10 protein-coding genes are annotated in these 11,900 nt (G+C 52.4%); 4 read left to right on the top strand and 6 right to left on the bottom strand.

Annotation, left to right across the window (positions count from 1 at the left end; all coding sequences use genetic code 11):
• Window positions 1–761: 761 nt before the first annotated feature.
• Window positions 762–1,835, top strand: coding sequence for a saccharopine dehydrogenase family protein (locus tag ACZCED_RS20500; RefSeq protein ID WP_464861584.1), 1,074 nt, complete (start codon window positions 762–764; stop codon window positions 1,833–1,835).
• A gap of 149 nt (window positions 1,836–1,984) precedes the next feature.
• Window positions 1,985–3,019, top strand: a complete 1,035-nt coding sequence (locus ACZCED_RS20495; protein ID WP_464861583.1) for an HD domain-containing phosphohydrolase — start codon at window positions 1,985–1,987, stop codon at window positions 3,017–3,019.
• Between the two features lie 11 nt (window positions 3,020–3,030).
• Here the strand turns inward: ACZCED_RS20495 and ACZCED_RS20490 are convergent, their stop codons facing one another.
• From ACZCED_RS20490 to ACZCED_RS20465, 6 genes are all read right to left on the bottom strand, one after another.
• Window positions 3,031–4,386 (bottom strand): DUF2914 domain-containing protein, encoded by a 1,356-nt coding sequence (locus tag ACZCED_RS20490; protein ID WP_462970507.1) that lies wholly within the window; start codon window positions 4,384–4,386, stop codon window positions 3,031–3,033.
• A 151-nt stretch (window positions 4,387–4,537) separates the two neighbouring features.
• Window positions 4,538–5,965 carry a hypothetical protein gene (locus tag ACZCED_RS20485; protein WP_462970508.1) on the bottom strand — a complete coding sequence of 476 codons (1,428 nt, stop codon included), beginning with the start codon at window positions 5,963–5,965 and terminating at the stop codon, window positions 4,538–4,540.
• A 198-nt stretch (window positions 5,966–6,163) separates the two neighbouring features.
• Entirely contained in the window at window positions 6,164–6,985 is an 822-nt protein-coding gene (locus ACZCED_RS20480) for a flavodoxin family protein (protein ID WP_464861582.1), read from the bottom strand.
• A 188-nt stretch (window positions 6,986–7,173) separates the two neighbouring features.
• Window positions 7,174–7,620, bottom strand: a complete 447-nt coding sequence (locus ACZCED_RS20475) for an NAD(P)H-dependent oxidoreductase (RefSeq protein WP_462970510.1) — start codon at window positions 7,618–7,620, stop codon at window positions 7,174–7,176.
• A gap of 114 nt (window positions 7,621–7,734) precedes the next feature.
• Window positions 7,735–9,024, bottom strand: a complete 1,290-nt coding sequence (locus ACZCED_RS20470; RefSeq protein ID WP_462970511.1) for a DEAD/DEAH box helicase — start codon at window positions 9,022–9,024, stop codon at window positions 7,735–7,737.
• A gap of 236 nt (window positions 9,025–9,260) precedes the next feature.
• On the bottom strand, window positions 9,261–9,461 hold the full coding sequence (locus ACZCED_RS20465) for a cold-shock protein (RefSeq protein WP_462970512.1): 201 nt from the start codon (window positions 9,459–9,461) through the stop codon (window positions 9,261–9,263).
• Window positions 9,462–10,025: 564 nt separating this feature from the next.
• On the opposite strand from ACZCED_RS20465, the gene ACZCED_RS20460 reads away from it, so the two are divergent.
• Window positions 10,026–10,430, top strand: coding sequence for a (deoxy)nucleoside triphosphate pyrophosphohydrolase (locus tag ACZCED_RS20460; RefSeq protein ID WP_462970513.1), 405 nt, complete (start codon window positions 10,026–10,028; stop codon window positions 10,428–10,430).
• Window positions 10,431–10,677: 247 nt separating this feature from the next.
• Complete coding sequence (locus tag ACZCED_RS20455; protein WP_462970514.1) at window positions 10,678–11,895, top strand: amidohydrolase family protein; 1,218 nt, start codon at window positions 10,678–10,680, stop codon at window positions 11,893–11,895.
• The last annotated feature ends 5 nt before the right edge of the window (window positions 11,896–11,900 follow it).

Genomic DNA, 11,900 nt, shown 5'->3' with positions numbered 1-11,900 from the left:
CGGTCGTGAACTGATCCCTGTGTGTGAATCTGTGTGTGAAAAAAGTTCCAAAATCTGCTAAAACATGTATAATTGACAAAAATGTGATAAAAATAAACTTAATGTTTACAGTAACATAATTAAAAATTAGGAGGTTAGGAAGCTCAGAGGCCTTGTCTACGAATCCGTAGGTCGCAGGTTCGAATCCTGCCGGGCGCGCCAGTTTGTAAAAGGGTTTGGCCAACATAGGCTAAACCCTTTTTTCATCTCCAGGCACACCTGACGACCGACCCACCAATGTCCAAAAAGAAAATTCACCCTGAAGTTTTCCATCGATGATGCTCCAAAGATAGCCTTGATGATCGAAACGAAAAATGGTTTGCCTGTTGTCTTCTCAGAATTTCATCATTATTTTTAGTGATACTACTTCTCGTTGCGTTCAACGATGGCAGTCACCTTTGACCCAAAGTCGTGCAATTGGTCGCATGCCGAAGCGGGCAGGATTTTACCGGTGAAAGGGCCGCAGAGGTATCCCAAAGATTCCAGGTGTGACAATAAGATTCGAAAGGAAGGCCGAACCAACCGATTGCATGATGGAAGCTGTTGGAACCGTAAAAAAATCACAAACAGCGTCGCTCCCGCGGAGGCGGGCCTCCTAGTGACGCTTATCAGCGCTGTCTATGTCTATCGGAACTTATGAATCCCCGCCGGCAAGGGAATGACGATATCGGGGTCGTTCAAACTGTTTACGGCTTCATCAATAACAGGAGACTCTTTTTAACATGGCAATCCAATCCATTCTGGTATTAGGCCTGGGAAAAGTAGGGTCGCTGGTCGGTGTATTGCTTAAAAAAACCGGCTTTCAAGTTACCGGCGCGGCTCGAAGCGAAAGAACGGATCTTCCTTTCGATACCAAGACAATCGACGTTTCGGATATTCATCAGATGGTAGACCTGATGCGCCGTCATGATTGCGTGGTTTCCTGTCTTCCTTATCACTTCAATCTTGATATCGCCAAACAGGCCTGCCGGAATAAAATTCATTATTTCGACCTCACCGAAGACGTACCCACGACAAAAGCGATCATCAAGTTGAGCAGGTCGGCAACTTCGATTCTGGCGCCTCAATGTGGTCTTGCACCCGGATTCATTGCCATCATCGGCGCATCTCTGGTTGAAAAATTCGACACCGTTCGAAGTCTGAAATTACGCGTTGGTGCGCTTCCACAGCATCCGACCGGGCTTTTGGGCTATGCCTTCAATTGGTCGCCCGAAGGTGTCGTCAACGAGTATTTAAATGAATGTGAAGTGATCGAAGGCGGGGTTCACAAATGGATATCGCCGATGGAGTGGGTTGAAAAGTTGGTAATCGATGGCATCCCTTTGGAAGCGTTTACCACCTCGGGCGGGTTGGGAACCATGTGCGATACCTATTTGGGCGTTATCGACAATCTGGATTACAAAAGCATTCGCTACCCCGGTCATGTCAAATTGATGAATTTTCTCTTCCATGAATTACTAATGAGAGAGAATCGGAAATTGGCCGGGGAAATTCTGACCCATGCCAAACCGCCCGTCAAAAAAGATGTGGTCTACATCCATGCATCCGTCGAAGGCTGGCAGAGCAAACAGCTGGTCCGGGATGAATTTGTAGAAGCCTATTACCCGATAGAAATTGACGGGAAGTCCTGGAGTGCCATTTCATGGACCACCGCAGCTTCGGTTTGTGCCATTGTGGAAATGGCTCACAACGGTTCGATCGCCGACAAAGGATTTATCAAACAGGAGATGATTTCATTGGAGGATTTTCTTAAGACCGTCAATGGCCGGCTTTACCATACGGAACCCCATGAATGACTTTAACAAATGAGTGGTAAAACCAGTTACGTAAAGACTTTTGGTTTTTCTGAACGAAGATTGGTGGTAAGTAGGAGAGACCACCCTGCTGTGGACGCAGTTTGTGATCAACCCCATAACCACCACTCGGTTAATTTGACGGTAAGCCCATGACGGTCACTTCAACGACGAAACCTGCCCATTCCCAGCTGGGCCATCAGGATTGGCAGCGGATATTGGATGCCGTTTCCGATGGCATGATCATCACCGATCGGCACTTCAATATTTTATTTGTCAATCGTGCGTTTGCAACGCTGTCGGGCGTTGACGCACAGGATTTGATCGGGAAAACGTGCCATGATGTATTTTCAAGTAAACTTTGTGCGACGCCTGACTGCCCGCTGACATCAATCCAGTCCGTGGGCCAGCAAAAGGTTTTCGACCAGGAACCCCACTGCAAAAACGGTAAACATGCACCATGGATCGTAACCATCACGGCTTATCCGGATGCCAGCGGCGCCATCGGGGGCTATGTCGAACGCTTCACGGACGCCAGCGCTTTCCGACGCGTCAAGCAGGCGTTGACCCGCAGCCATGATCGACTGCGCAAAAACATGGGCGCGATCATCCAGGCCATGTCCACAACGATTGAGAAACGCGACCCGTATACCGCGGGTCACCAGCGGCGGGTGACCAAATTGTGCCGGGCCATTGCCACCCGGTTGGGATTTGCCTGGGAACGCATCCAGGGCCTGCGAATGGCTGCCGCCATCCACGATCTGGGGAAAATTCATGTTCCGTCCGCCATTTTAAACAAACCTGGGCCCATGTCAGAACACGAGCTGGCCATCATCCAGATGCATCCGCGCACCGCCTATGACATCCTCAAGGACATTCAATTTCCCTGGCCGCTCGCCGAAACCATTTACCAGCACCACGAGCGTCTTGACGGCAGCGGATATCCGCGGCAGTTGAAAGGGGACCAGATTATTCTGGAAGCGAGGATACTGGCGGTAGCGGACGTGGTCGAGTCCATCGCGTCCTTTCGTCCCTATCGACCCCAACTGGGCCTCGAGGCCGCGCTGGCCGAGATAGAGTCGCAAAAAGGGGTGTTGTACGACGCATCGGTGGTCGAGATATGTACGGCGTTATTCAACAGGCAGGGGTTTGACTTCGAAACCAAGTCATGGAAGCTTTACACCTGATCGAGAGGGATTTACCTGACATTGAAATAAAGGCGTCGCAGCACCTGTCCGCCTGCCGTGGTGATGTCGACCCGCCATTCTCCCCGATAACGATCCTCTGAAATACTCTTGGCGCTCCACGTCCGCCAATAGGCGGACCCTACATCCAGGGTGACATCACTGATTATTTCATCGTTAAAATAATAGATGTGCCGGATCTCGGATGGAAATTGCCTCGCTTCAATCTCGCTCCACACGAAAACCCGCTCGGCGGATGTGGGAAAAGAGGTGGCGACACCGGCCGGCATTCGGTCTTTTATTTCTGCACAGACGCTGGCCTGCAACACGGTCAGGTCAGCCTCGGTGGCAGTCGATGGCGAGGGTGGATCTGCTGTCACCTCACTTTGTCCCGATCGCTTCGGGCTTTCAGCACCGTCGCTGGTCGGGCTTGAGTCGGCAATCGTTTCCGCTAACGAGGAGCCGGATAGCGCGGTGCCGGTCGGTGAGGCGGAATCGGACCCACCAGATGCTGTTTGGGCTTCTTCCTGGGTGCGTGGGGGCGCTCTGCCGGGATCGGTGGACGGCGTCGCAGGCTGTTTTTTAGCTTCGGGCGGTATTGCAGGCTGGGGGCGTTGCGATCCCTTGGCATTTGCGTCCGGTTGATCAGCCGTCGAGGATGCACCAGTGGAAGGCGCAGCCAAAACCGGCTTTTCAGCACCAATGGCAGGAAGCGGGGCTTTTCCCTTTTCCTGCGTGTACGGCAGTTCGGCAACTGACGAAGGATTGGGCTCGAAGATAAACAGATGGTAGAAGCCAAATCCGGCCAGCAACAGAATGGCGATGCCCACCAGAGTTATTAAAGCATACAACCAGGCCCGCGATACAGCGACCCGCTTAAAAAACGAAACAACCCGGTCGAGTCCATTCCTGCTGATTCGTATGGATGAACCGATGTTCCTGATCGAGGTCGTTACCGCATTGAATGAAAAGCGGTTGACCGGTAAGGATGCTACGGCGGTATTGATTAACGATTTAGCTTTGCCAAACCGGGAACCGGTGGGTTTTTTCCTCTCGGTCGCTTTGAGCTTTCGGGGCCGGCCGTTGTTGGCAGTACCATTTGTAGTGTCGGGTTGACTCTCTTCGGCTTGAATCTTTTTTTTGTTTAAGGCCTCGTACAACGCGATGGCTTCATCTGTGTCGCCTCCGATCAACCTGGAGTAAGAGGCAATATATCCTTTTGCATAAGGGCCCTGGGGAAGTTTATCAAACTCATCATTTTCAATGTATTCGAGATATAACTCTGAGATTTTTGTTAATCGGGACAGTTCACGCCGACTGATGTTTTTTGATTCTCTCTCTTTTTTCAGGTAACCACCAACTGTTTCCATCGTACAGTCCCGACTGGTAGAGAGTCGTAAGCAAAACCCATCCATTTCATGGGTCGACATGGGAAAGACGAAATTCCTTCGATACAACGCTTATCGACAAAGGTATCGGAATATTTGAATCTATTCAAGTGCAATGCATTTCCGGTGGTGCTTATTGGGCAACGGTGCAATCGCAAAAACCGAACATGCAGCGGCTGATTATTTCCCGGGCCACTGCTTCGGGTACGGATTGTTGCCACGCCCCGGGTCCGTTTTGGACCTGCTCGAGGATCGCTTCCGGCCAGATATGCATGTGGGCGGCATTGTAATTTTCAATCGGCAGAATTTTTTTGTTGGCCCGCAGGTGGGCATAAAAGTGTTTCAAATGCTCGGGGACGGGAAAGTTGTCGGTGGTCACCACGTCGTCCGGATTGCCGTCCCGGTACATGGGGTATACGAAAATCAGCGTATCCCGGTCGAAAAGGGCGCCAAAGGCACCGATGATGCCCCCCTTCAAACCGTCATAGTAAGCGTCGTTAAAAAGGGTCACCAGGTTGGGGATTCCCACAACGAAAGCCATCTTGCCCCTGGTGTAGCGGCCCAGATAGTCGGACAGCCGGAAATAGCGCAGGTAGTTGGTAACAATGACGGGATAATTCAGAATATTCAGGCAGTCGACCCGATCCAGGATGTCCTGCATGTCATAGCTGTTTTGTTTGCGCATCTCGGCGACTGAAATTTCCGGAACGATGATGGGCGTGGCGGACCCGGTCCCGCAAATGCTGGAGAATAATTCCATTCCGCTGGTCATCATGTCCACGTTCACGTGGGTCACGGGCTTGAACATGGCGCGCATGACCATTACATCCCGGTTGTAGAACAATTCAGAAGGGTGCACCAAGGTTTTGCGGTCGGCGCCGAAGACCACCGCATCGGTCAATTCCGTCTGGAGCAGTTTCAAGGCCATGAAGCGATTGTCGATATCGGCAAAGTAACTGCCGCTGAAACGGATCAGGTCGACCTCCAGTCGTCCCCAGTCCAGGTTGTCCCCCAGGGATTGAATGAGGCGTTCCGGGCGGGAATGAAAGTGAAAGGCGCCATAGATCAGGTTGACACCCAAAATGCCCACGGCTTCCTGCTGCTGGTCATTGCTTTCATCCAGCATGCGAATATGAATCAGAATTTCAGACGGATCGGCACCAGGCGTCACCTGAAATTTGATCCCCAGCCAGCCATGGCATTCACCCTGCTGGCTGTAGCTTCTAGCGGTCACCGTATCAGCGAAGGCAAAATAGGTCGAGGTTTTGGGGCGTTTGTCGCCGACGCGGTGCAATACCAGGTTGAACTCCTTGTCGAGCATTTTTTTTACCCGGCTTTCGGTTACATAGCGCTTGTCCTTCTCCTCACCATAGATGGCGTCACTGAACGACATATCATAGGCCGATATGGTTTTGGCGATGGTGCCGGCCGCACCGCCGGCCCGGAAAAAGCAGCGTGAGACCTCCTGGCCAGCACCGATTTCCGCGATGGTACCGTACTTGTCGTGGTCCATGTTAAAGGCAAAGGCTTTTTGCAGCGTGGTGAGGGTCTCTTCGGCCATGACCATTCTCCGTGAAGGGTGCGATGAGGAACTGGTTTCACCTTAACAATTGGATATCATAAAATTAAAGCTAAGTTGAGGGATTTTTATAGGAGGGGAGGGAGCAAACCGCGATTGCGGGCGAATTCTCCGTCGATGGCGGCGGTGTCAGCCTTGAGGCGACTGGTGGCTTGAGGATGATAGCAGGATCGTATCCTGTCATTTGTTCTTAAGTACTTTTTTAAATGGCTTTATTATTTCATCTTTCATCCGTTTGTTAACCTGCGATCTAAATTTAGGAGACCTGGATAAAAGCAGCATTATCGAATTTTGAATTCGATGATGCCAATGGCTTTGGGGAAAATCAAAAACCCCCGCACGTTTATATTCAACGAAATCGGCTCTGAATGGAAATCGCAGCCGGCCCCATATTTCATCTCTGAAAAGGTTGGTGCCGGCAACCCCCAAAAAAGTGGGAGCGGCGATAAATTGCTGGTCGGCATGATGCCTCATTCGGTTTAAAAAGCTGCTGAGTTGTTCATCAATTCGAGAGGAATCACCGAATTCGTCCGTCAGCATGCCCACCAGATTGGCGCGTTGCATCTCAACATATGCTTCAAAGATTTGTCTAAGGTTGGGAAGCTGACTCAAGGGGCCTGAAATAATGATTCCGATCTGTTTGCCTGACAGTGAAGGTGCATGGCCTCGGAAAAAGGAGCGGTCAAAAAACATTTTCCATCTCCAAGACAAATACCTGTCCGTAATGGTTCCAGCCCATATTAGGATGTCAGCCGCCATGATTCGGTTGTTGAAAAAATCGATATAGTCATCCTTGCCTTCATACACGCAATGATTGTCGTAAGCGCATTCAAGGCAGCCGAGGCAGGAGCCCTTGATATCAATTTCCCGCAGATTGACCACATCCACGTCGCCGATGAGATGGCCTACTATCCGTTGAACCGCGATAGCGAGCGAATTGAAGATCGATTTTTTTATCCTAACGGTGAATATTCCCCGCGGCTTGCCGCGGGGAGGGTTCAATCATATTGCCCAGGTTGGTTCGTTCATCCATCGAATCCGTCAGATCCAATACTTTTTTGTTGCCCAAATCCATCTTTTCTGTTTGCGCAACGGGCGGGTATTGAAAGTCACGCCATTTTAAAGGCCGGAAGCTTTTTGGAGGGGAGGCGTTATTTTCGATCTCATTAAAAAGGTTGGCCGCAAATGTCTCAAACCTTTTCTTTGGTATTGAGCAGGTCATACCTATCCGCAGAATACGATCCGATATACTTCATATTCAAATCATCACATATGGCCCGCAGGTAATTGTGGGCCGTATGATCAAAAAAGTGGATCGAGGTGGTAAGGACCGCTGTGTATTTCCCGCTGAAAACAGGCGTAGAATCCTTTTCGGCAATCAATTCGATAAACCGCTTGTAGTTGGCCGGTACAAGCAAGTCGTACACGGGGGTCGCCCAGAGGATGCCCTGCGACGTCCTTATATCGGCAACGATGGACTGGACGTACCGGTCATCATTTTCTATTTTGCGAATATATTGAGAAATGTGGATGATCTTGAGTTCATGTCGAGGATGGATGCCTTGAAGATAGCGGACATATTGCAGGGTAACGTTTTTGACACCTTTGGGACTCCCATTTAAAACGATGATTTTCATCTTTCCAACATGCCTCGTAATCGCACTTACGGTCACGGGTGCAAAAAAGAGGCTGGCCACCCGATAGGGTGGCCAGCCTCTTTCCTTGACGGTGGGATTGCCCGAAGCGCCGACTTATGGATTGCTGAACCGGCCGGTGTGTCTGGACGTGCTGGGGGAAAGGAAAGCAAAGGCACCTTTGCTTGAGCGTCCATTGGCTCTGGGTTTGGGCGCTCTCCGTTCAATCGCGGGACGGGGTCGATTGCCACGGGTGTTGACCTGTTTCACGGGTGATGTCGATGGCGCATCATAATTGAAATCCGAAAGGGTGCGCTGTTCCACACTAGCGCCGATGGCCCCGTTGATCGCTCTTACCATCTGGGAATCCTCTTTGGTGACCAGGGTAAATGCATCTCCGCTGCGTTCAGCCCGCCCGGTGCGGCCGATACGGTGAATATAGGCCTCCGGTGTGGAAGGGATATCGAAATTGATCACATGGGAAACATTGGAGACATCGATGCCGCGGGCCGCGATATCCGTGGCCACCAGGATTTGATATTCTCCGGAACGGAAACCGTTCAGCGCTGCCTGTCGCCGCCCCTGGGAGAGGTTGCCCTGCAGCGAGGTCGAGCGGTAACCGGCCTTTGACAGCTTTGCCCCCAGGCTCTTGGCTCGGTGCTTGGTGCGGGTAAACACCAGGACCGACCCGGTCGGGGTTTCGCCCAGCAGTTTGATCAGCAGGGCTGTCTTCAAATGCTGGGGAACCGGGAACAAGGCATGACTGACAGTCTCTGCGGGAGCGGTGGTGCCGATTTGAACCGTCACCGGATGGTGCAGGACATCATTTGCCAAGCCTCTGATCTCTTTGGGCATGGTGGCCGAAAAGAGCAGGGTCTGGCGATTTTTTGGCGGGACGTGAGTCAGGATACGACGGATATCCGGGAAAAAACCCATGTCGAACATCTGATCGGCTTCGTCAATTACCAGCACGTCGACTTTAGAAAGGTCAACGGTCCGTCGATTGATATGATCCAGCAGCCGACCGGGGCAGGCCACCACAATCTCCGCACGTTTGAGGGCCTGGATCTGAGGATTGATTCCCACGCCGCCATAAACGACGGCGCTGCGCAGGCGTGTATGGCGACCCAGACGAGTGAATTCGCCATGAATCTGTTCGGCCAGTTCACGGGTGGGAGCGATGATCAGCGAACCGATCCGGTTGCGTGGGCCGTCGATCAACCGGTTGAGAATGGGCAGTACGAAAGCGGCCGTTTTGCCCGTACCGGTCTGCGCCAGCCCCATTACATCGCGCCCCTTCATGACTTCGGGAATGGCCTTGGCCTGAATGGGTGTGGGGGTGGTATAATCCGCGCCTATTGCGCCTTGAGCAACAGCTGGGTGAAATGAAAACGTTTTAAAATTCAAAAGATTTATTTCCTTGCTTGTGTTTATTACCATTGATTGCGATTTGAGTTTTTACGCAGTCGCCGTTCCCATACACCTGCACGGGAGTGCGTCCGCACTCAAAAAAATAAAAAACCCGCGGACAATTCCGGGGGTTACAAATTTATGGGTTGTAATCTGGGATTTTCGCGGTGGGCGCTTCAAGGGGCATCCGCCCTATGTCGAGCGGTCTGCCCCGGTTTTATGACGATACAAATTCAGCTAACCGTGACGTTTACGGCGGAAGGACCCTTTGGACCCTGCTCGATGTCAAAAGTCACCCGGTCGCCTTCGCTCAGGCTTTTGAAACCGGTGGCGTTGATGCCGGAATGATGAACGAACACATCCGGTCCGTCTTCCTGCTCGATGAAGCCGAAGCCCTTTTGGTCGTTGAACCATTTTACAATGCCATTGGCCATGATAACATCCTCCTTTCTTGGATTTATTCAAAATCTTAAATCTGGAGGATGCTTCATTTAAATACTGAATTTTCCTGCAGAAAAAATCGTCCCGCATGACGATGGCGAGAACGCATTGAATGGGGCTATAATAGACCTATTCGGCGTGAAAGCAAGTTAATTGTTGAAATATCATAAAAAATGACGTCCCCGATTAGATTGTCGTCGAGGCGCCCGGTCGCGCACCTCACCGAAAAAGGCATCGGAATGCCGATGAAACAGATGGACAAAAAGAAAATGAATGCTATGATCCGGCTGCGGTGTGCCCCGGTCGCCCTGGCATGCAATAAAATATCGATACGAGAAAAAGGAAGGGGCGATTGGGCGCCGACGGGAACAGTCAACCACCACCATCCATGGTAGGGGTGTCATTTCCTTCTACAACAGCTGGTATGGCGGCATCATGAAATCAATAAACCCGCGTAAGCGTATCCCGACAATCAACCGGATCGTTCAAATGACCGGGTTACCCGTCGATCGCTTCCCATTGCTTGGCTGCCTGACCAGGGTCGGCACACCTGCACGATGACATCCATCGTTCGAGTCACCGCTGCAATCATCGTCAGTGATGACCGCATCCTGATCGCCCAGCGCCATGCGAGCGATCGGCTTGCCGGGCACTGGGAGTTTCCCGGCGGCAAGATTGAAGCCGGGGAGACGCCCGAGGAATGCCTGAAGCGCGAACTGTGGGAGGAACTGGAAATGGATGCGGTCATCGGTGACTATCTCGGAACCAGCATTTATCACTACGCGCACATTTCCATCGAACTGATGGCCTACCGGGCATTCTGGAACGGCGCCTCCTTCAGGTTGGTTTCCCATCAGGCCTGCCAATGGGTGAGGCCGGACCAATTGGCGGCTTTTTGCTTTACTCCGGCGGATCTGCCCTTTGTGCAACGGTTGGTCAGCGGGAGAATCAACCTCGTTTAACCGATTTTGCATTGAACCGGCAGTGCTGCACCACAACGTAAGGATAAAAAGTCGATTTTCAGTTCGCACGCGAACCTCGCCGCAATCGTCGGGGAGTGTATTTGAAATCGCGGTTCAAGCTGGCTTGAAGTCCGTGGGCAGGTCGCTTATAGGAGGATCGCTTTTCATTCTTACGATTACCGGTCCGGGTCTAAAAAAATCTTGGTCCGGATCTCAACATTAACGGGTTTGCATAATCATACCGACCATGACTTCAACGACTAAGGGCTATCGTGTGGGATGGCTGATCGACGGGACCGGCAAACCGGCTGTCGAAAACCGGATCATAGCCGTCGACGGCGGCCGGATCCAGGCAGTCCTGGCCCCTGGTGATACGCAACCGGCAGGGATGACGATCGTCGATCTGTCAAGCTGCACAATGATTCCAGCACTGATCGACAGTCACGTCCACCTGGTGATGTCCGGCACGACTGAACCGTCGGTTCGCCAGGAACAGCTTAAGAGCGCCTACAGGGGCCGGCTTAAGACGCTTGCGCTAAACCTGCGAAAGCACCTGGCCTGCGGTGTGATGGCCGTCCGCGACGGTGGGGACCACAATGGCGATACCCTGCGCTATAAATTGGATCAGTCCGCTCATCCGCCGACGCCGGTGACCATTGCTTCGGCGGGCCGTGCCCGCCATGCGCCGGGCCGTTATGGGAAACTCATCGGCATCCCGGTTGAAGCGGGCATGACCCTTACGCAAAGCGCCTTCGGGATGGACACCCGGCGAGACCACCTGAAACTGGTCAATTCGGGCCTTAACAGCCTGACCCAATTCGGAGTGGAATCCCTCCCCCAGTTTAAAGTAGACGAACTGGCCGCCGCCGTTGCTGAAGCCCGCAGGCGCGGTCAACCCACCATGGTCCACGCCAATGGTCATCTGCCGGTAAAACTGGCAGTTGAAGCCGGTTGCACCAGTATCGAGCATGGTTTTTTTATGGGCAGGGACAATATGTGCCGCATGGCCGATCACGGTGTGGTCTGGGTTCCCACGGCGGTAACCATGAAGGCCTACGGCGATTATTTAAAGGCTCAGGGACACCGCAGCGACCCTTCTTTTGCCGACGTCTCCCTGAAAAATCTGGAACACCAGCTGGAGCAAATCGCCATGGCCCGGCAACTTGGGGTGACCCTTGCCGTGGGAACCGATGCCGGAAGTCCGGGTGTTCATCACGGTCAATCGTTGAAAGCAGAGCTCCAGCTCTTTATCACTGCCGGGTTCAGCGTGGAGGGTGCCATCCGATGTGCCAGTCGCATTGGCGCAATGCTCATGGGACTGCCTGAAAGAGGCAAAATCGCCCCGGGGATGCGGGCGGATTTTATAGCCGTGAAAGGGTCTCCACAGCAGGTGCCGGACGCACTTCACCAAATTGCTTGTCGGGTGGTCGAGGGACGTTCGGTAGACGCGGATGCCACCTTCTGACAGAC

The organism is Desulfosarcina sp. (genome assembly GCF_055467485.1).
The sequence above is the reverse complement of the archived record's forward strand: the minus strand, read 5'-3'. Positions and strand labels throughout refer to the sequence as shown.